General features: G+C 72.5%; 18 protein-coding genes. 8 read left to right on the forward strand and 10 right to left on the reverse strand.

The features are described 5' to 3' along the window. Positions 1-73 precede the first annotated feature (73 nt). The 3 genes from R9X44_RS01215 to R9X44_RS01225 are packed head-to-tail and all read left to right on the forward strand — an operon-like array spanning position 74 to position 3,874. The gene (locus tag R9X44_RS01215; RefSeq protein ID WP_319812034.1) at positions 74-1,726 is read left to right on the forward strand and encodes a lantibiotic dehydratase family protein; all 1,653 of its coding nucleotides are present in this window, start codon (positions 74-76) and stop codon (positions 1,724-1,726) included. 19 nt (positions 1,727-1,745) lie between these two features. Next, complete coding sequence (locus R9X44_RS01220; RefSeq protein WP_319812035.1) at positions 1,746-2,747, forward strand: thiopeptide-type bacteriocin biosynthesis protein; 1,002 nt, start codon at positions 1,746-1,748, stop codon at positions 2,745-2,747. Continuing rightward, entirely contained in the window at positions 2,744-3,874 is a 1,131-nt protein-coding gene (locus R9X44_RS01225) for a lanthionine synthetase LanC family protein (RefSeq protein ID WP_319812036.1), read from the forward strand. Before R9X44_RS01220 ends, R9X44_RS01225 begins: the two co-directional genes overlap by 4 nt. Here the strand turns inward: R9X44_RS01225 and R9X44_RS01230 are convergent. Both R9X44_RS01230 and R9X44_RS01235 read right to left on the reverse strand, forming a co-directional pair. After that, positions 3,824-4,291 (reverse strand): hypothetical protein, encoded by a 468-nt coding sequence (locus tag R9X44_RS01230; RefSeq protein ID WP_319812037.1) that lies wholly within the window; start codon positions 4,289-4,291, stop codon positions 3,824-3,826. The genes R9X44_RS01225 and R9X44_RS01230 overlap by 51 nt on opposite strands. 86 nt (positions 4,292-4,377) lie before the next feature. Next, complete coding sequence (locus R9X44_RS01235) at positions 4,378-4,749, reverse strand: hypothetical protein (protein WP_319812038.1); 372 nt, start codon at positions 4,747-4,749, stop codon at positions 4,378-4,380. A gap of 908 nt (positions 4,750-5,657) precedes the next feature. Between R9X44_RS01235 and R9X44_RS01240 the strand changes: the two genes are divergently transcribed. Continuing rightward, the gene (locus tag R9X44_RS01240) at positions 5,658-6,425 is read left to right on the forward strand and encodes an inositol monophosphatase family protein (protein ID WP_319812039.1); all 768 of its coding nucleotides are present in this window, start codon (positions 5,658-5,660) and stop codon (positions 6,423-6,425) included. Between the two features lie 83 nt (positions 6,426-6,508). On the opposite strand, the gene R9X44_RS01245 is transcribed toward R9X44_RS01240, so the two are convergent. Further along, complete coding sequence (locus R9X44_RS01245; protein WP_319812040.1) at positions 6,509-7,789, reverse strand: MFS transporter; 1,281 nt, start codon at positions 7,787-7,789, stop codon at positions 6,509-6,511. Between the two features lie 87 nt (positions 7,790-7,876). On the opposite strand from R9X44_RS01245, the gene R9X44_RS01250 reads away from it, so the two are divergent. Beyond that, positions 7,877-8,809 carry a GlxA family transcriptional regulator gene (locus R9X44_RS01250; protein ID WP_319812041.1) on the forward strand — a complete coding sequence of 311 codons (933 nt, stop codon included), beginning with the start codon at positions 7,877-7,879 and terminating at the stop codon, positions 8,807-8,809. A 6-nt stretch (positions 8,810-8,815) separates the two neighbouring features. Here R9X44_RS01250 and R9X44_RS01255 read toward each other — a convergent pair whose 3' ends face one another. The 6 genes from R9X44_RS01255 to R9X44_RS01280 all read right to left on the reverse strand — a co-directional run bounded on the left by R9X44_RS01255 (position 8,816) and on the right by R9X44_RS01280 (position 15,044). Beyond that, complete coding sequence (locus R9X44_RS01255) at positions 8,816-10,450, reverse strand: DNA repair helicase XPB (RefSeq protein WP_319812042.1); 1,635 nt, start codon at positions 10,448-10,450, stop codon at positions 8,816-8,818. 45 nt (positions 10,451-10,495) lie between these two features. After that, positions 10,496-10,894, reverse strand: a complete 399-nt coding sequence (locus R9X44_RS01260) for a hypothetical protein (RefSeq protein WP_319812043.1) — start codon at positions 10,892-10,894, stop codon at positions 10,496-10,498. A gap of 108 nt (positions 10,895-11,002) precedes the next feature. Then, positions 11,003-13,279 carry a helicase-associated domain-containing protein gene (locus R9X44_RS01265; RefSeq protein ID WP_319812044.1) on the reverse strand — a complete coding sequence of 759 codons (2,277 nt, stop codon included), beginning with the start codon at positions 13,277-13,279 and terminating at the stop codon, positions 11,003-11,005. Between the two features lie 26 nt (positions 13,280-13,305). Next, positions 13,306-13,908, reverse strand: a complete 603-nt coding sequence (locus R9X44_RS01270) for a TetR/AcrR family transcriptional regulator (protein ID WP_319812045.1) — start codon at positions 13,906-13,908, stop codon at positions 13,306-13,308. A gap of 33 nt (positions 13,909-13,941) precedes the next feature. Next, entirely contained in the window at positions 13,942-14,337 is a 396-nt protein-coding gene (locus R9X44_RS01275; RefSeq protein WP_319812046.1) for a cold-shock protein, read from the reverse strand. A 110-nt stretch (positions 14,338-14,447) separates the two neighbouring features. After that, positions 14,448-15,044: an HAD family hydrolase gene (locus R9X44_RS01280; protein ID WP_319812047.1), complete on the reverse strand. Its 597-nt coding sequence runs from the start codon at positions 15,042-15,044 to the stop codon at positions 14,448-14,450. A 109-nt stretch (positions 15,045-15,153) separates the two neighbouring features. Between R9X44_RS01280 and R9X44_RS01285 the strand changes: the two genes are divergently transcribed. Then, positions 15,154-16,023 carry a DUF3027 domain-containing protein gene (locus R9X44_RS01285; RefSeq protein ID WP_319812048.1) on the forward strand — a complete coding sequence of 290 codons (870 nt, stop codon included), beginning with the start codon at positions 15,154-15,156 and terminating at the stop codon, positions 16,021-16,023. A gap of 7 nt (positions 16,024-16,030) precedes the next feature. Continuing rightward, positions 16,031-18,988 (forward strand): sacsin N-terminal ATP-binding-like domain-containing protein, encoded by a 2,958-nt coding sequence (locus R9X44_RS01290; RefSeq protein ID WP_319812049.1) that lies wholly within the window; start codon positions 16,031-16,033, stop codon positions 18,986-18,988. 55 nt (positions 18,989-19,043) lie between these two features. Here R9X44_RS01290 and R9X44_RS01295 read toward each other — a convergent pair whose 3' ends face one another. Further along, positions 19,044-19,433, reverse strand: coding sequence for a DUF2530 domain-containing protein (locus tag R9X44_RS01295; protein ID WP_319812050.1), 390 nt, complete (start codon positions 19,431-19,433; stop codon positions 19,044-19,046). Positions 19,434-19,955: 522 nt separating this feature from the next. On the opposite strand from R9X44_RS01295, the gene R9X44_RS01300 reads away from it, so the two are divergent. Next, positions 19,956-20,366, forward strand: a complete 411-nt coding sequence (locus tag R9X44_RS01300; protein ID WP_319812051.1) for a MarR family transcriptional regulator — start codon at positions 19,956-19,958, stop codon at positions 20,364-20,366. Positions 20,367-20,405: the final 39 nt, after the last annotated feature.

Raw genomic sequence — 20,405 nt, forward strand, 5'->3', positions numbered from 1 at the left:
CTCCGCAGGCGAACCCCTTGCCCGGGTCCCGCTGCTCCCGGCGGAACCCGGGCAGGCGGGTGCTCGCCCTCTCGTGGAGGAAGGGGTCTTCCTCGCCTCCAGGTCAGCCGCTTCCGCGCGGCCGACTCACCGGGCGGCTGCGACCGCGCGCGGCTACGAACTGCGCGCCCGTCATCGCCCGACTCCCCATGGTGTCTTCGCCGGAGTCGCGTCCGCGAAGTTCACCGACGATCCGGCGACGCTGAGCCTGGGCACGCACCATGTCTCCCGCACCCATCCGAGCGGGCAGTGGCTGACCGAGGCGGCCGGGGTCCTCCTGAACGACCCGGCTCTGCTCGGGCGGCTGACCTTCACCACGGGCGACCTGATCGGCCGGAGCGGCGACAGGTGGGAGTGGGAAGGACAAACCGCAGAAGGCGTGGTCGAACGGAGGTCGGTCCGGGCCACCCCCGCGGTCGACCTCGTGCTGCGCACGTGCGCGCAAGGCGCTTCCCTCGCCGAGGTGACGGACGCCGTGACCGCCGCCTTCTCCTCCGCGCCCTGCGACGGCATCCGGTCAACCGTCACCGAGCTGACCCGGCTCGGAGCCTTGGTCACCGATTTGCTTCCCGTCGACGTGACCTCCGATCCGCTCGGCCACGTCATGGCGCGCCTGCCCCGGGACCATTCGGCGTGGGGTTCGCTCGCCGCACTCCGCGATCTGCTCACCGCCGCAGACGCCCGCGCACCCGGGGACCCCGAGCGCGGAAGGTTCCTCGCCGCCGCGCGGGACGCCGCCGATCACCTCGTCCGCGGCGACCGGCCGCTCGCCTGCGACACCCGCGTCGACGCGCTGATCGCCCTGCCCCGGCACCTCGCCAGGCAGGCCGCAGACGCCGGAGCCGTCCTGTGGCGGGTCGCGGCGACCGACGATCCCCTCAGGGCCTTCCACGACGCGTTCCTGGAAAGGTTCGGCAGATCACGCCGGGTTCCGCTGGCGGATCTTGTCGACCCCGTCACCGAGATCGGTCCGGGCCCGGGTTCCCCTTCCCCGGCACGGAACGCGACACTGGCCCGGATGCTGGCCGGGGCGATCGCCGACGGCCGCCCGGTGTCCCTCACCGACGCCCTGGTCGCCGAACTCGACAAGGGCGGCGAGCCTCCGCGCTCCGCCGAGATCGTCGTGCGGGTCGTCGCCTTCGGCGAACGGCTCGGTCTCGCGGTCGTGCCCGGCGGCGGCTCGCAGCACGCGGGGGCGACGCTCGGCCGGTTCACCGGCCTCCTGGGGGAACCAGCCCCCGGACGAACGCGGGACGAGGTCGAACTCGTCGTGCGGCCACGGGTCGGCTCCGCGCTGACGCTCGCGCCGCCCACCGGCTGGAACCGTCACCGGATACCCGTCGGGGTGCCTTGCGGCCCGTCTGACCTGCCGTTGGAGGACCTGTCCGTGTTCTCGGACGGCCATCGCCTCTTCGTCTGGTCCGCACGGCTGAACCGGACGATCACCCCGGTTCTGCACTCGCGGCTGTCCCTCGACCTCGTTCCTCCGGTCGCCCGACTCCTCACGCTGCTCGGCCGATCCGGTACCCGGCCATGGAAGACGTGGTCCTGGGGCGTGCTCACCGACGCGCCCTGGACGCCGCGTGTCCTGCGCGGTCCGGTCGTCCTTCACCCCGCCCGCTGGGCGGTCCCCGCCGAACTGCGCGCCGCCGCCGACGGCCGGGAGGAGTGGGGCCAAGGCCCTTGACCGATGGCGTCGCGCCGCCGTGCCCCGGCCGCCGGACGTCGTCGTCACGGACGAGGCCGACCGGCATCTTCCGCTCGACCTCGACCACGCGACGGACCGCGAATTGCTGCGCCGTCATGTCCGTCGAGGGCTGCGCGGGCTGTTCGAGCAGTTCGGCGGTCCCGACGCGACGGCCGCGATCCTGCCCGGCCGCGACGGACCCCATGTCCTGGAGATCGCGGTCCCGCTCCTGCGCGACGGTCCTTCGAAGGCCCCCGCGCCACCCGCTCCGAAGTCGCGGCCGGTCGGAGACGGTCTGTTCCTTCCGGGCGGATCCTGGTTGTCCCTGGTGATTCCGACGCCCCGGCACCGTCAGAACGCGGTCTTGTCCTGGCTGCGCGACGCCGTCGCGGATCACGTCCGCGGCCTCGACCTCTGGTACTGGCTGCGCTACGCCACCCCCGCGCATGGTCCGCACCTGCGGGTTCGGCTTCACGGAGATCCGCGTCTTCTGAACACGGAGGTGCTGCCGTCGCTGTCGGCATGGAGCGGCGGTCTCCTCGCACGCCGCCTGGCCGGAGCCATGGTGATCGAGCCTTACGACCGCGAGATCGAACGCTATGGAGGCCCTGACGCGATCGAGGATGCGGAGCGTGTGTTCGCCGCCGACAGCCGTCTCGTCCTCGCCGCGCTTGACCGAACCTCTGACGACAGACTCGTCCTGGCCGCGCTCACCGCCGCCGGCATCGTCGGCACCGTCGCCGACGGGGACCGCGCCGCCTTGCGCGGAGCGCGGACCACACGCCGCACGCGCGCCCGGTATGAACGACTCCGCGCCCGGACTCGATGCGAACACGAAGACGGCGAAAGCTGGGCCGATCACCACAAAGCCCTCGTTGCCTACCGTGCCGCCCTCGTCGCGGAGACGACCATCGCTTGCGCTTCGTCGCTCGTGCACATGCACGTCAACCGGATAGCCTCCCATGACGAAGAGCCGCTGATCCGAGCGCTCGCCGCCGACCTCCTCGCGCGGAACCGATGAGCACCGACCTCGCGCGCGCCATCGCGGCCCGCTTTCGCGCCCCCGAGGCCGCCGCCGTCGGCGGATCCGGACTGTCCGGCCTCGCCGGAACCGCGCTCCTGCACGCCCGCCTCTCCCCTCTGGACCCCGCCTTCGCCCGCGCCGCCGCCGTCCATTGGGAACACGCCCTTCGGACTTCGCCCCGCACCGGCTCCAGCATCCACCAGCCCGCCGGTGGAGTCGCGGCCTCCCTGATCCTCGGCACCCCCTGCCTGCCGGACCCCTGCGCACACGCCGACGTGGTCGGCCGGGCCGTCCGCTGGCTGTCCGCCCAGGCGACCTCGACCGCCGAGGAAGGCGCGGGCCGACCCCACTCCTGGGACGCGATCAACGGGCTCGCCGCCACAGGCCGCGTCCTCCTGGCCGCCGCCGCTTCGGGGCATGCTGCCGCAGAACCGGGTCTGCGTGCAGCCCTGACCTCCGTCACCGCAGTGCTCCTCGACACCCGCGACGCGCCGAGGCCGGGCTGGTGGACCGCGCCCGAACACCATCTCCGTCCGGCGACGGCACCGGGCTCAGGCTCAGCCGACACCGGACTCGCGCACGGCGTCGCGGGTCCCCTTGCCCTTCTCACGGCGGCGGTCCGCGCGCGGCGCGAGGTCCCTCGACAGACCCAGGCGATCGAGCGGGCCGCCGACTGGCTGGTGAGATGGCGGACCCCGGAGGGGGACTGGCCGCCCCAGATCACCGGCGAAGCGCTGGACACGGGACGACACCGCCCGCTCCGAGGACGCCGTGACGCCTGGTGCTACGGCACCCCGGGCATCACCAACGCCCTCCGGGCGGCGGCCGACACCATGGAGCGTCCCGCCTGGGCGAAGGCAGCCGCCGACGCGCTCGCGGCCTTCGCCGCCAAACCGGCCTGGGACGTCGAAGGCCCCGACGTCTGCCACGGCCACGCCGGAGTCCTCCTCGCGGTTCCGGCCGCCTCCGCCGCGTTCGAACGGGCATACGCCGCCCTCGTCGCCGACACCGTCCCGTCTGCTCCCGGCCTTCTCACCGGCGCGGTCGGCGTCGCGCTGGCCCTCGCGGCACGCTCACCCTCGCCTCAGGGCGAGCCCTGGCGGGCCTGCCTGCTGCTCGCATGACCCGGGTTCGGGGTGTCCGGAAGAGGGGACGCTGACGTGCTGGATCAGCGTGAGCAGCATCTGGCCCGGCGCACCCCCGCACCGCGCGACGTCGGTGGTCATCAGGCTCGCGCAGTCGTCCACGGGTTCCACGCCTTCGCCGACGGCCCTGATCACCACGACCACGGACGCGGACTCGTCACCGGGCCTCGTCCAGCAGGTCGCCCACGCGCGGTCCGGCGCCATCCTCAGCACCCGGGCGAGCGCGACCTCCAAGGACGCCATCAGCGGCAGCGTCTCCGCCTGTCCCGGGTCCACGCGCAGCGCGCGATCGAGCACCATCCGGCGTATCTCCGGCAGAGCGCCCGGCGTGATCGCCTCCAGGCGGCTCACCGGCGCCGACGTCCATATCCAGCTCGCCCATCCGCGTGGCCGCATCAGGTCTCTCCCAGCTGCCCCCGAGGATCTGGTGGCCTCCCGACCGCGACCGGGGGTCGTTGGGCGTGTCGCGGTCGGGAGACCGGTCAGGAAACGCCTCGTGGGCGCTGCGCCGAGCCGTCGAAGGAACCGGCCTCCTTGCGCCTCGGTACGGAGCCGTGCTCCTCGGGCGGGGGAAGGATCTCCGCCCAGACCGTGTGGCCGTGGACCGGGTCGCCGGCTATGCCGTAGCCGTGGGCGAGTTCGGCCACGAGATGGAGGCCGCGGCCACCGGTCGCGAGTGAGTCCGCCGCGCGGACGGCGGGTCGCCCGTTCCCGCCGAGATCAGTCACGGAGACGCGCAGGGTGGGCCCGAGCACGAGTTCGACACCGAACCAGACCTTCCGCCACACCAGGTCCCCCCGGTCGCGCATCCACTCCTGCGCCGTCTGGCTCGGGGCCCGTCCTGTGATGGTCACCCTCTCCTCCGTCCCTCTGCCTCAGGCGACCGCGGCTCGACGTCGCGGTCCAAGGAGTTCGCAAGGCGGAAATCGCGCCTTGCGACCAGGCTGACGGTTCGCGGTGCCGCGTCACGAGGCCCCGAACGTCGCGTCTCGGGGCTCGGCGAGCGTGAATGTCTCGTCTTTGTCGCGCCTTTCGGTGAAATGCTCGCTACCGTCGTCGGCATCGACCGGAAGGGGCGCTGTGGTGGACTCCGAGCCGATTCTGCTCGCGAGGGTGCTTCGCGAGCGTCGCCTAGCCCGCTATGGGTCGTTTTGTAGGGCTTATGAGCAAGCGGCGCGCGGCGTGGGCGCGGTTACGCTGGCTCCGCCCAGTAGGGCCCAGTTCCATCGCTGGGTCACGGGCGACCTGAAGCGCCTTCCCTATACGGACCACTGCCGGGTGCTTGAGGGGATGTTCCCCGAGTGGACGGCCGAAGAGCTGTTCTCTCCGGCGGGCGCGAGTGCGCGGAGTCCTGCCGGAGACACGGAAGAAGGCGTCGTCCTGGAGCCGACGACGGACGGCGGGACGCGGGCCGGGGTCGTGGCGGCCTACACGTCGCGGGCCGAGTTCGCCTCCGCGACGCCGTCGCACACTCTTTTTGAGGGAGCACGGCGTGTGCAGGCGGCGGGTCTGTCGCTGAATGTGATCTGCCGGCGGTGGTCCCGACGTGCGGCTTGCCCGGACTTATGCTGATCGATGGTTCTCGGTGTGTTATGCAGCCTTATCTTCCGGGGACGCGAGGGGTTGACTCGCCGACGTTCGTTATTGAGCGGGCTTTGGGGGGTGGGGGTATGTATGAGACCTTCGATCGGGTGTTCGTTGAGCTTGTCGGACGGAGTCGGGTGCTGTGAGTTGGTCGGTGGGTTCGCTTATGCCGGTTGCTTTGGAGGCTGTCGAGAAGGCCGGGGAGATTGTTGCGGCGGGGGTGCGCGGTGGGGTAAGGGAGAAGGGGGATCGGGACATGGTCACTGAGACGGACTTGGCGGTTGAGCGGATGGTGCGGGGGTTTCTGGCTGAGCGGACGCCGGGGATCGCGGTGCTCGGGGAAGAGGAGGGGGTGAGCGGGGGCGTCGACGCGGAGTATGTGTGGGCTGTTGATCCTGTTGACGGGACCGCGAACTTCGCGCGGGGGATTCCGCTGTGCGGGGTGTCGGTCGGGCTTGTGCACCGGGGGCGGCCTGTTCTGGGGGTTGTCGACCTGCCGTTTCTGGGTGCCCGGTATCACGCGGTGGTCGGGAACGGGGCTTTTCTTGGTGGGCGGCGGCTGCGGGTCAGTGGTACCGGGGTGCTCTCTGAGGCTGTGGTCGCGCTTGGGGACTATGCGGTGGGGGAGGGGGCGGAGGGGAAGAACCGGGTTCGGTTCGCGTTGACGGAGGTGCTGGCGAGCCGGGTGCAGCGGATTCGGATGCTCGGGTCGGCGGCGGTCGATCTGGTGTGGCTGGCCGAGGGGAAGGTCGACGCGAGTCTTACGCTTTCGAACAAGCCGTGGGACACCGCTGCCGGGGTCGTCATCGCCCGGGAGGCGGGCGCGAGCGTTCTCGACGTCGACGGGACCCCGCACACCGCGAGGTCGTCGGCCACCATCGCCACGGCCCCCGGGATCACCGCCCAGATCTTCGCTCTCCTCGACGGCGTCGGCCGCACGCCCTAGAACCCGGTGCCGCTCCTCCCGGCCGGGCTCAGGCGTCGGTCAGGGCCCGTGCCGACTCACCGGCATATCGCCCGGGGGCGGGGTCAGGCGTCGGTGAGGGCCTTTTCGTCGGGGGTGGGGGCTTTCTGTGTGGGGGTGCGGAGGGAGGTGGAGAGGGCGGCGGCGAGGAGGCAGAGGAGGGCGGCGGTGTACCAGGCGAGGTCGTAGGTGCCGAGGGTGTCTTTGACGAGGCCGGCGGCGAAGGCGGCGGCGGCCGCGCCGATCATGTGGGAGGCGAAGACCCAGCCGAAGACGATGGGGCCGGCGGGGCCGAAGAGTTTGGCGCAGAGGGCGACCGTGGGGGGGACCGTGGCGACCCAGTCGAGGCCGTAGAGGACGATGAAGAGGATGATGCCGGGGGAGGTGGCGCTCGGGGGGTTGCCGGAGGCCAGCAGGGTGGGGAAGACCAGGAGGGACAGGCCGCGCAGGGCGTAGTAGACGACGAGGAGTTTGGCGGGGTCGAAGCGGTCGGTGAGCCAGCCGCTGAGGATGGTGCCCGCCACGTCGAAGATCCCGATGACGGCGAGGAGACCGGCCGCCGCCTGCTCGGGCATGCCGTGGTCGTGGGCGGCCGGGATGAAGTGGGTGCCGATGAGGCCGTTGGTGCTCGCGCCGCAGACGAAGAAGCCGATCGCCAGGTACCAGAACCCCCGGTGCCGTGACGCCTCGCGCAGCGTGCGCAGCGCGTGCCCGGCCGCCCCCGCGCGGGGCGTCCGCTCGATCGGGACGTCGGTCCCGTAGGCGGTGAGGCCGATCTCCTCCGGGGAGTCCCGCAGCAGGAACCACACGAACGGGACGACCGCCAGCGCGCTAAGCGAGACCACCACCGACGCCGTCCGCCAGCCCGAGCTCTCGGTGAGCGCCGCCAGCACCGGCAGGAAGATCAGCTGGCCGGTCGCGCCGCCCGCGGTGAGGACGCCCATCACCAGGCCCTTGCGCCGCACGAACCAGCGGTCGGTGAGCGTCGCGGCGAACACCAGCGCCATCGACCCGGTGCCGAGCCCCACGAGGACGCCCCACAGCGCGATGAGCTGCCAGCTCGCCGTCATCCAGACGGTCAGGCCGCTGCCCGCCGCGATCAGCAGCAGCGCGGCGGCGACGACCCTGCGCATGCCGAACCTGTCCATGAGCGCGGCGGCGAACGGCGCGGTGACGCCGTACAGGACGAGGCTCACCGAGACGGCGAGGGAGATCGTCCCGCTCGACCAGCCGAACTCCTCGCGGAACGGATTGATCATGACGCCGGGGGTGGCGCGGAACCCCGCCGCGCCCATGATCGCGACGAGGGCGACCCCGCTCACGATCCACGCTCTGTGCAACCTCATGCCGGAAAGTCTCGCCGAAACCGGACAGTGCCCGTGAGTGTCCCAAAAGACAACTAACGCAAGATTCGCGACAGTAGGATCGACGGCATGACGCACCGTGTCGCCGTCCTCGTCATGGACGACTTCGCCACCCTCGACGTCGGCGTCCCCGGCCAGGTCTTCTGGGCGGCCCGCGCCGGATACGAGGTCATGACCTGCTCGGACGGCGGCAGACCCGTCAGGTGCCGCGCGGGCTACTCGATCACCCCCGACCACGACCTGTCGCTGCTCGCGTCGGCCGACACCGTCGTCGTCCCCGGGGTGCACGGCGGCGTCGTCATGGACGGGATCGTCTCCGACGCCGTCCGCGCCGCCCTGCGCGGCACGTCCGCCCGGATCATGTCGATCTGCACCGGCGCGTTCGTCCTCGCCGCCGCCGGCGTCCTCGACGGCCGCCGCGCCACCACCCACTGGCGCGACGCCGCGCGCCTCGCCGCGCTCTTCCCGAAGATCGACGTCGACCCCGACGTCCTGTTCGTGGACGAGGGCGACGTCCTCACCTCCGCCGGCGTCGCCGCCGGGATCGACCTGTGCCTGCACGTCATCCGACGCGACCACGGCGCCGTCGTCGCGGGCCGCACGGCACGCCGCTGCGTCACCGCCCCCCTGCGCGACGGCGGCCAGGCCCAGTTCATCGAGCGCCCGGTCCCCGACCCGTCGGGCACCTCGACGGCCCCCGCCCGCGCCTGGGCCCTGGAACACCTCGCCGAACCCCTGTCCGTGCCCGTCATGGCGGCCCGCGCGGGCATGGGCGCGCGCACCTTCACCCGGCGTTTCCGCGACGAGACGGGCATGAGCCCCGCCCGCTGGCTCACCCAGCAGCGCCTCGCCCACGCCCGCGAACTCCTTGAGGCGACCGACCTCCCGGTGGACGAGGTCGCCCGCCGCAGCGGCTTCACCACCCCCGTGACCCTGCGCACCCACCTCCACACGGCGGTGGGCCTGACCCCGCTCGGCTACCGGCACTCCTTCCGGCACTGAAGCCGGTCAGATGTCGTCCGCGTCCGTGATCCGGTAGGCATACCCCTGCTCGGCCAGGAAGCGCTGCCGGTGCGCGGCGAAATCCTGGTCGAGGGTGTCGCGCGCCACGACGCTGTAGAACCGCGCGGTCTTCCCCGACGCCTTCGGCCGCAGGACGCGCCCGAGCCGCTGCGCCTCCTCCTGCCGCGACCCGAACGACCCCGAGACCTGGACGGCCACGGAAGCCTCGGGCAGGTCGATCGAGAAGTTCGCGACCTTCGACACGACAAGGCAGGAGATCTCCCCCGTCCGGAACTGCTGGAACAGCCGCTCCCGCTCCTTGATCCGCGTCTCGCCCTTGATGACGGGTGCGTCGAGCCGTTCGCCGAGCTCGTCGAGCTGGTCGATGTACTGCCCGATCACCAGGACCTGCTCGTCCCGGTGCGTCTCCACGAGCCGCTCCACGACCCGCGTCTTGGTCTCCGTCGTCGCGCAGAACCGGTACCGCTCCTCGGGCTCGGCGGTCGCGTACGCGAGCCGCTCGGAGTCGGTGAGCGTGACCCGCACCTCGACGCAGTCGGCCGGGGCGATCCACCCCTGCTGCTCCATCTCCTTCCACGGCGCGTCGTAACGCTTCGGCCCGATGAGGGAGAACACGTCGCCCTCCCGGCCGTCCTCGCGCACGAGCGTCGCGGTGAGCCCGAGCCGCCGCCGCGCCTGGAGGTCGGCGGTCATCCGGAAGATCGGCGCGGGCAGAAGGTGCACCTCGTCGTAGATCACCAGACCCCAGTCGCGCGCGTCGAACAGCTCAAGGTGCCCGTAGACGCCCTTACGCCGCGAAGTCATGATCTGGTACGTCGCGATGGTGATCGGCCGGATCTCCTTCTTCGAGCCGGAGTACTCGCCGATCTCCTCCTCGGTCAGCGACGTGCGACGCAGCAGCTCCTGCTTCCACTGGTGCACGCTGACGGTGTTCGTCACGAGGATCAACGTCGTCGCCCCCGCGTGGGCCATCGCGGCGGCCCCCACCGTGGTCTTCCCGGCCCCGCAGGGCAGCACGACGACCCCGGACCCGCCCTGCCAGAACGCCTCGGCGGCGTCCTTCTGGTACGGCCGCAGCGACCATCCGTCCTCGGCGAGGTCGATCTTGTGCGCCTCGCCGTCGACGTATCCGGCGAGGTCCTCGGCGGGCCACCCGATCTTCAGCAGCGCCTGCTTGAGCGACCCCCGCTCCGACGGATGCACCGCGACGGCGTCCTCACCGACCCGATCGCCCAGCATCGGCTTGATCTTCCGCGACCGCAGCACCTCTTCGAGCACGGCCCGGTCGGTGGAGATCATCACGAGTCCGTGCGCCGGATGCTTCTCCAGGCGAAGCCGCCCATACCGTCCCATGGTGTCCGCGACGTCGACGAGCAGCGCGTGCGGCACCGGATACCGGGAGAACTCGATCAGCGCGTCGACGACCTGCTCGGCGTCGTGCCCCGCCGCCCGCGCGTTCCACAGCGCCAACGGCGTGACCCGGTACGTGTGCACGTGCTCGGGCGCCCGCTCCAGCTCGCAGAACGGCGCGATCGCCCGGCGACAGTCCGCCGCCCGCGCATGATCGACCTCGAGCAGCAACGTCTTGTCAGACTGCACAATCAACGGACCATCGTTCATAGCCATTAATCCTGCAACACCCGGGGGTGCGTTGGTGTTCCGCGGCTAGACGCGTTGGCCGGAGTCCTCGAAGTAGGTGTCGTAGGTGCTGGAGTCGGCGAACGCGATGAAGGCGAAGACGAGGAGGGCGGCGGCGACCATGGCGACGGCGAAGATGATCCAGCTCGCGGTGGTCAGCCTGCGCGCCGACATGGGGTCGGTCTGGTACTTGCTGAGCGCGATGGCGGCGGTGATGATGCCGGGGATCGCGAGGATGTTGCAGCAGAAGAGCGTCACGACGCAGTTGGCGACGAGGGCCCAGACGCCGGGGCCGTTGCTGGCCGGGGGAGGGGGCGGCCCGTAGCCGCCGTACGGGTTGCCGTACTGGCCGCCGTACTGGTTCGGGTGCCCGGGGATGCCGTAGCCGTAGGAGCTCGGATCTTGCGGGGAGTAGCCGTAGCTCACGGGGGCAGCACCTTCTCGCGAGAATACAGCGAGGGAACGCGGAACCGTCCGGTCGCTGTCGGTCTTGTGTGGTTTTGACTGAGCAGCGTAGCGGTTGGTTCCCGCAACTCACACGTTCCTTATACCGGTGATCCGGTGGAGGGTGAACCGCTGGACGGAAGCCTTGGTCCGGTCGTAGGCGGTGAGGTACCCGCCGTCCACCCTGACGGGCTCGACGATCCGGCTCGTCGCCTGTCCCTGCTGGTCGAGGTAGCCGATCCACACGCGGGTGCCGATGGCGGCGCGGAGCCGTTCGATGGTCGCCATGGACGGGGTGCGCGGCGGCTCACCTTCGGGCGGTCCGATCGCCGCGGCCTCCTCCCCGGCCCGTAGCGCGCGCACGGCGGCGGCCGCGATATCGGCGGTGACTGCCGTGTCGTGCTCGACGGGAGGCCGCGCGGGCGTCTCGGTGCGGTGCGCGTCGGTCCTGGTGACGACGAGGCCGCCTTCCGCCGACTCGGGAACCGGCGAGAACCCGACCGACCGCAACGCCTCGAGCAGATCCTGACGGGAAAGCCGTGAGGCGAGGACCGTCGGCGCGAGCCGGTGCAGCCGCAGCGTCGCCGCACGCCGGTCCGCAAGGATCTCGTCAAGGACGGCAGGGTCGTCGCACCGCACATACGACAGCGCGGTCCCGACCCGCAACCGCCCGTGCTTGCGCCCGACGTCCTCCACGAGGTAGGCCAGCGGCTGCGGCACGGGTGTGGCGCTGTGCCTGGTCAGCAGGTCGATCAGCTCAGAGACGGTCCGCCCGGCGTCCATCGCCCGCCGCACCGACTCGGGCGTGAACCGGTAGACCGTGGCCCCGCCCGTCGACTCGACGTCGGCCGCGAGCGCGAGCTCCCTGGCCAGCTCGGGCACGAGCGGCCCCGGCGCGACGGCGGTGAGGTCGGCCTGGAGCAGCACATGGTCGACGGGTTCGGGCAGCAAGGCCCCCAGCGTCTCGCTGACGTCCTCACCGGCGAGAAGCGCGTCCGTATACGAAGCCTTCGCCCCGAACCCGGTGACGCCGAGGAAGGCCGCCTCCCGAAGGGTCCAGGACACAAGCCTGTCGTGCAGCCCGCCCGTACGCCGCGGCGTACGCCAGGCGAGCCTTTCCAGCACGGAGTCCTCGGTGGCCGCGACAGCGTCGGACAGCGCGTCAAGGGTCTCCCGCCGAATCCGGGGGGCGTGGGTGCGCACCGACTCGTCAGCGAGCGCGTTGACGGTCTTGTCCCGCTCGTCCTTCCCGCCCGCGAGCCCCGGCACCCGGTCGGTGTCCAGCCAGGCCCCGGCGATGTCGGCCCACCGCTCGGCGGCCCCGCGCAGCATCCACAGGTCATAGGAGCGCGTCGGCGTCCACTCGACGTCCCTGGCCAGCAGCCCCGCCGCGAGCGCGAGCTCGGCGAGCAGCGCCGCGTCATGCTCCGGCACGTCGAGCAGCACCGCGGCGGCCTTGAGATCGCGGACGGCGAGCCCGCCGCTGCGCAGCACGGGCGGCGGCTCCAGCCCCCACGCGTCGAGCAGCCCCTCCATGAGCCGCAGCGCGGTGAACGCCTGCCCCGAGGCGATCTGGTCGGTGAGCCGCCGCGGCCGCTCGGGCCCGCGTAGCGGCGGCTCGGCGAGCACGTCCTCCCGGAACAGGACGCCGCCGCGCAGGTGCAGCCCGACCTCACGTGGCAGCGTGACGGTCCGCTCGTCGGTCGCGACGAGCAGCCCGCGCGCCAGCAGCCGCTCGATCGGGCTCGCCGCGCTGTCCAGGCGCACCGGCCGCCGCGCGTTCTCGATCCGCCCCGACGGCGGCCCCCACGCGAGCCGGTCGAGCGCGGTCCGCGCGTCGGCCCCGGCGTCCTCCACGAGCTCCGACGGGTCGGCCAGCCGCTCCGCGACGATCTCCGCGAGCCCCGCCGCGTTCGCGAACGACGTGGACAGCCCGAGATCCGACGCGAGCGCGATCAGCCGCTCCAACGGCAGCGCAGCCAGCGCCTCACGCGCGGGCGGTCCCAGCCCGGCGGGCTCCCGCAACGCCGCACGCACCCCCGGCGCGGCCTGGTACGACCGCCGCCGCCCCGGCCAAAGCAACCCGAGCCCGACAAGCCGCTCGACGACCTCGGGCGCCCGCCCCCCGAGCGCCTTCTTCAACGCCGTCATCGTCGCCGACGGCAGCACCACCACGGCCTCCAGCGTCGCCAACGCCCCCCGGTCAAGCCGGTCGAGCGCCCGCGAGACAGAGGTGGGCGCGGACGCGCGCGCGGCGAGCGCCCCGAGGTCGGCGGGCATCGGCGTGACAAGCTCAGGGCGCGCCCGCACGAGCGCCGCCAACTCCTCGTCGGTGCGCCCGCGCAGCCAGTCCCCGTAGCTGTCCACCCGCGGTCCCCCGTGCCCAGGCGGCCTCAAGCCTGCGGCAGCAGCCCGAGCGCGAGCCGCGCCCACGCGCTGGCGAAGCGCTTCTCGTCGATCCTGATGGGGGCCTCGTACAGCGACTCGTTGGCCAGCCAGTAGTTGACGACCGAGCCGCCGAGCACCGACGCGACCGCGTCCCAGTCCTCGGTGACGCCGACGAACTCCGGCTGCGCCGAGATCCACTGGGCGATGCCCTCGTACAGCGGGTTGACGACGCCGTCGCGCATGTCGGCGACGAGGTGGGGGAACTGGTCGAGGTCGCGGAACAGCACGCGCACCAGCTCCTTCTCCTCGCGCATCTTCTGCAGGCCGGCCACGCACGTCATGCGCAGCCGCAGCTCAAGCGGCTTGTCCTTGTACTGCTCGGACTGCTCGAGGGTGGTGACGACCTGCTGGCGGGTGCGTTCGATGTGCTCGCGCACCGCGGCGGCGAGCACCTCCTGCTTGGACGGGAAGTGCCGGTACAGGCCCCCGGCCCCGGGCGACAGCCCGGCCGCGGCCTCGATCTCGGCCACCGAGGTCGCCGCGTAGCCGCGCTCGGCGAAAAGGCGCAGCGCCTCGGCCACGATCCGCTCGCGCGTCGATGTGCTCATGCTTGTGATCCTCCCCTAAGAGCCTAGGGCAGGTCACACGTCGATGTCGTCGGCGACCGCGCGCAGCACCGTGGCGATCTTCTTGGCCTCGGCCCCCGAGGGGTGCTTGCCGCGCCGGTAGGTCTCCGAGACGTGGTCGAGGAGCTTGATGAGGTCCTCGGTGATGTTGACCATGTCGTCGGGCTTCTTGCGCTTGGCCTTGGCGATCGTCTTCTCGACCGAAGGAGGCGTGTCGAGGACCCGCACCGAAAGGGCCTGCTGCCCCCGGCGTCCCTCGACGACCCCGAACTCGACCCGCTGGCCCTGTTTCAGCGTGGTCGCTCCGGAGGGCAGGGCGGACGAGTGGACGAACACCTCACCGCCGTCATCGCGGGTGAGGAAGCCGAAACCCTTGTCGGAGTCATACCACTTGACCTTGCCAGTGGGCACGGTTGACCTCTGTGTCTTGGCTGCGGGCGCTTGGGATCTCCAAGGCTAATGCCTTACGGCGAAAGGGCGATACTCCTTATCACCCGATCCTTCCCCTCGCGCGAGGCCCTTCAGCGGCCGGTGAGCCAGGTGGGGAAGGCCGTGAGGTCGGGCAGCACGTGGTCGGCCCCGTAGGCGGTCAGGGCGTCGGCGGTGAAGGGCCCGGTGGCGACGGCGAGGCTGAACGCGCCGGCCGCGCGGGCGGCGTCGACGTCGCCGGTGTGGTCGCCGACGTAGGTGTGCGCGCCGTGCTCGCGCAGCGCCGCGCCCTTGGCCGACGACCACAGCCCGCCGACGACCACGTCGGCGGTGAGGCCGAGATGGGCCAGCGTGGCGAGGGCGTGCGGCCGGTTCTTCCCGGTGACGACGACGATCCCGGCCCCCGCCGCGCGCACCGCGTGGAACGCCTCCGACGCGCCCGCCATGAGGTCGGTCGCCGGGATCGCGAGCTCGGGGTACAGCGCGCGGAACCTGAGGATCATCTCCGGGATGTGCTCGGGCGGGTACCAGTGTGCGAGTTCGACGTCCAGGGGCGGCCCGAGCCGCGCGGTGACGGCGGCGACGTCGATCGCGACGCCCGTCTCGGCCGCCAGCGCGCTGTAAACCGCGCCGATCCCCCTGCGGGTGTCGGCGAGGGTCATGTCGAGGTCGAATCCCACCATTCCCATCGTCAACACCTCATCGCGGGCCCTCATGGGCCGTCAGCATAGGCGGCGCGGGCGACTCCGACGGCGGGCGCGTGCACGGCCATACCTCGGGATGAGCGACAATCGGTGTGTGACCTCTCTCCACCCCGCCGCTTCCCGCCGCAGCCGGACCCCGGCCGCAGACACGGCATGTGTACAGGCCGTCGAGCCAGCACTGGAGGCGGCGAAGGAGACGGCCAAGCCCTCCGAGGTCGGTGCGCACCTCGGTTGGGCGGTCGAGGGCGACCGGGTGGTCACGCACTACTTCGCCTGTCTCGACCCCGGCTACCGGGGCTGGCGCTGGTCGGTGACGGTCACCCGCGCCGCCCGCGCCAAGAACGTCACGATCTCCGAGACCGCGCTGATGCCCGGCGACGAGGCGATCATGCCGCCGCCGTGGGTGCCCTGGCTTGAGCGGCTGCGCCCCGGCGACATGGGCCCCGGCGACCTGCTGCCCACCGCCGACGACGACACCCGGCTCGCCCCCGGATTCACCGAGGCCGAGGTAGAGGACGGCGACGTCGAGGCCCAGTGGGAACTCGGCCTCGGCCGCGCCCGCGTGCTGTCGGCCGAGGGCCGCGACCAGGCCGCCGAGCGCTGGTACGACGGCACCGCAGGGCCCGCCGCGCCGATCGCGGTCGCCGCGCCCGCGCCGTGCAGCACCTGCGGGTTCTTCATCCCGCTTTCCGGGGAACTGCGGCTGTTGTTCGGGGTGTGCGCCAACGCCTACGTGCCCGACGACGGCCGCGTCGTCGCCGCCGACCACGGCTGCGGCGGCCACTCCGAGGCCGTCCGGGTGCCTTCTGCGGCCGAGGCCCCGCCGCTGATCCTCGACGAACTCGCCTTCGACGCGATGCCGGCCGACGCCGTCGCGGAGGTTCCCGAGCAGGTTTCCGAGCAGGCCCCTGAGCAGGCCCCTGAACCCGCGGAAGATCCCGTGGCCCGGGACGGCCAAGGCTGAGGCCGCGATGAGCGACCCCGCGTCCGAGCCGGGCGGCGCAGCGCCGTCCGATCCGCTCGACCCGTTCGGGACCGCCGCGATCCGCGGCCGCGTCCTCGCCGCCTGGACGGCGTCCCCGGCCCGTTTCCGCGAGGACGCCAACGCCGAAGAAGACCTCGCCCTGGGCGGCTACCGCGACCGCGTGGTGATCGAACTCGCCCAGAACGCCGCCGACGCCGCGATCCGCGCCGGCGTCCCCGGCGAACTCCACCTGACCCTCAACGCCGGCGTCCTCACCGCCGCCAACACCGGCGCCCCGCTGACAGCTGAAGCCGTCGAATCCCTGTCCACCCTCCGCACCTCCACCAAGACCCACTCCGACGCCGTCGAGAGCGCGCAGGCGGGGGAGCGCAAGGAGACCGCGGGGAGGTTCGGGGTCGGGTTCGCGGCGGTCGTGTCGGTCTGCGACAGGCCGTCGATCGCGTCGGCGACCGGGGCGGTGGCGTGGTCGGCCGAGGAGACGCTTCAGCTTGTGCAGGGGGTGCCTGAGCTCGCCGGGGAGCTGGGCAGGCGCGGGAACCATGTGCCGGTGCTGCGGCTGCCGTTCGCGTCGTCCGCGCCGCCGCCCGGCGGGCACACCACCCAGGTCACGCTTCCGCTGCGCGACGAGGCCGCCGAGCAGGCCGTCAGGGCGCGGCTTGAGGAGTTCGGGCCCGAGCTGATGCTCGGCCTTCCCGCGCTCGGCATGGTCACGGTGACCGTCGACGGGCGCAGCCGCGTCCTCCAGGCGTCCGAGGCCGACCCGGGCCTCGTGGTGATCGTGGAGACCGGCGGCGACGGCTCGGCCGTCACGCAGTGGCGCACTGTCGAAAGGCAGGGCGAGGTCCCGCCCGCGCTGCTCGCCGACCGGCCCACCGAGGAGCGGGCGCGGCCGTACTGGTCGGTGCGCTGGGCGGTGCGCGCCGAGCCGCGCGGCCCCCTCGACGGCCCGCCCAAGGGCCCCGGCGTGCTCTACGCGCCGACCCCGAGCGACGAGGGGCTCGACCTCCCGGCGCTGCTGATCGCCAACTTCCCGCTCGCGCCCGACCGCAGGCACGTCCAGCCCGGCCCGTTCACCGACTTCCTCGTCGCCCGCGCCGCCGAGGCGTACGCCGACCTCGTCGCGGGCGCGACCGGCCCCGAGGCGCTGGACCTCGTGCCCGGTCCCGTCGGCTCCTCCGCGCTGGACGGCGCGGTGCGCGCGGCGGTCCTCGACCTGCTGCCCGACCGGCCGCTGCTCCCGCTCGCCGAGGACGGCAGGGCCCGCGTGCGCGGCCGCGACGCCGCCGTGGTCGACGCGCCCCCGGCCGTCGTGGAGGCGCTGACGGGCGTCGTCCCCGGCCTGCTCCCCAAGGGCTGGACGGCGGGACACCGCGCCCTGCGCGCGCTCGGCGTGCGCCGGATGGGCCTCGCCGACGTCGCCGACGCGCTCGCCGCCGTCGAACGCGAACCGGCATGGTGGCGCGGGATCTACGCCGCGCTCGCCTCGGCCGACCCCGGCGAGCTCGGCGCGCTGCCCGTCCCGCTCACCGACGGACGGCTCGTGCGCGGCCCGCGCGGCGTTCTCCTGGGCCGCGACCTGCCTTCCCCGGAACACCTGGAGATCCTCGGCCTGCGCGTGGTCGACCCGGACGCCGAACACCAGCTCCTGCTGCGGCTGGGCGCGGTCGAGGCCGGGCCGCGTCAGGTCCTTTCCGACCCGGCCGTGCGCGCGGCGGTCGAGGGGTCGCTGGACGCCGAGGACCCCGAGGCCGTCGCGGACGCCGTCCTATCGCTGGCCAGGGGGCTGATCACGCCCGGCGAGCCGTGGCTCGCCGAACTCGCCCTGCCCGCGCAAGACGGCGAGCTGTACCCGGCCGGAGAACTGACCTTCCCCGACGCGCCGCTACGCGACGTCATGGGCGAGGACTCGCCTTTCGGGGTCGTCGCGGCCGAGCTGATCGAGGAGTACGGCGAGGACGCCTTGGCCGCCGTGGGCGTGCTGCGCGGGTTCGCGCTCCTGCGCGTCCAGGACGCCGACCCGGAAGACCTCGACCTCGACGGCGTCGAAGACTGGGACCTGCCTTCCGGTCACATCCCTGAACTCGTCGCCGTACGTGATCTCGAACTCGTCAAAGACTGGGAGGCGGCTCTCACGCTGCTGTCCCGGCCGCCCTACCGCGACGCGATCATCGAGCCCGTACGGTTCATGGACGGCCGCACAGCGCCCTCCTACACCGCGTGGTGGCTCGCCGAACACGAGGTCCTGGGCGGCCCGCGCAGGGCCGAGGACGCCGACCCCCTGCTCGACGGCCTCTACGCGCCCGCCCCCGCCGGCCTCGACGCCGGGTTCGCCCGCGCGCTGGGCGTCCGCGCGGCCCTGTCCGACGTGCCCCCCGACGAACTCCTCGACCGCCTCGCCGACCCTGCCCTCCCCGTCACCAGGCCGCAGCTGCGCGCCCTGTGGGCCTGGCTCGCGGGCACAACGGACGCGACCCCTCCCACCCGCGTACGCGCGCTGTCCGGTGGCGTCCCCGAGGTGGTCCCCGCCGAGGACGCGATCATCGTCGACGTCCCGTACGCGCTCCCGCTCCTGGCGGGCCAACCCCTCATCCTCCTCCCGCTCGACCGCGCCGCGGCCCTGGCCGACCTCCTGGACCTGGCGGTCGCCTCCGAGGAGATCCCCGGCGAACTGGCCGCCGACGGCGAGGAACGCGAAGTCCCCGCCCACATCCGCGCCCTCTTCCCCGAATCCCCGGAAACCTACGTCCACCACGACACCCTCGTCGTGGACGGCCACGAGGTCCCCTGGTGGTACGACGGCGCACCCCACGCCGCGACCCCCCACGGCCTGGCCCGGGCCCTCGCCTGGGAGATGGGCCGCTGGGACGACCGCCTCCTCCTGGCCGCCCTCCTGGTCGCCCCCGCCGAGACCGAAGCCCTCCTCACCGAAGCCGACCTGGCCTAGGTCAGCTGGACGAGCGGGTCAGCCGCCGGACGAGCGGGTCAGCCGGACGCGCGGGTCAGCTGGACGAGCGCGGACCGTCCGACGGCTCCGCGGGCTCGCCCGCCTCCGGCGCTTCCGCGGCCGACGCCGTCGAGGCCCAGGTGGGGGAGGTGGCGCCGGAGTGCTGGCCGGGAAGCCGCTCGACGGTCTCGGTGAGTGCGTCGGCGACCGAGGAGTCGGTGTCGGGCGGGGTGCGGCCGCGCTCGAAGCGCGGCAGGTAGAGGCAGGCGAACACCCCGATCGCCGTGCCCATGACGCACACCCACAGCCACCAGCGCTCGTCCTCCGGCAGCCCGACGACCAACAGCACGACGAACGCGATGACCCAGACCACGCTCCCGGCGGCGGCGATCCGGACGTTGTCCGTCTTGATCGGCTCCGGTTGCGGCAGCTCAACGCGTGACATGCCGTAAGAGTATCCCTGTGTTTTTTGGGGCCTGACGGCCGTGCGCCTTGAAGCCCAGCACTGTCCCTCCGGCCCTGGGGGCCTACGGGACAGCACTGGGCGCGCACGGCCGCCAGGCCCGGTGTCTTCACTATCGGGGTATAGGACCGGCCCAGCATTCCTTGTAACCCTCACGGGTTCTCTGGGCGCGGGTCCGTAGCCCACGGTGGGGCGCTGACGCGGTACCCCGTGCTGGGGCGCTGATGCCGTACCTCGCGTTGGGGCGGCGACGCTGTACCCCGCGTTGGGGAGCTGACGCCGTACCCCGCGCTGGGCGGCGACGCCGTATCCCGTGCTGGGACGGCGACGCGGTGCCCCGCGTTGGGGCGCTGGCGCTGCATGCTGGTGGTGTCGGCTGCCGTGGGCTGGTGGGATCGTTTGGGGAATGTTCTGGGGAGGGGGTATTGTTAGCGAGGGTAATGACTCTTGCTAATGAATTTGATGATGGAATCCACGATGACGGGCGATCCCGGGGGTCGGGACTTGGCCGGGTTGGCGGCGGAGTTGCGGATCTCGGTGGCCAGGCTGTCCAGGCGGTTGCGCCGGCAGGCGGTGAGCGAGATGTCGATCACGCAGTTCTCGACGCTCGCGAGCCTGGACAAGCACGGGGAGATGACGCCGCGCGCGCTGGCCGAGCACGAGCATGTGAAGCCGCCGTCGATGACAAGGACGGTCGCGTCGCTGGAGGCCGCCGGGCTCGTCGCGCGGCGCGCGCATCCGACCGACGGACGCCAGGTGGTGCTCGCGCTCACCGATTCCGGGCGCTCCTTGCTCGCCGAGCACCGCAGGCTGAAGGAGGCGTGGCTGGCCCGGCGGCTGGCGGAGCTCACCCCGGACGAACGGGCGACGCTGGAACGCGCCGCCCCGATCCTGGACAAGCTCAGCAGGAGCTGAGGAAGACCCCGCCGCAGGACAGACCCGTCCTGGCACAGG

It is taken from the genome of Actinocorallia sp. A-T 12471, assembly GCF_033875155.1.
Lineage (GTDB): Bacteria > Actinomycetota > Actinomycetes > Streptosporangiales > Streptosporangiaceae > Actinocorallia.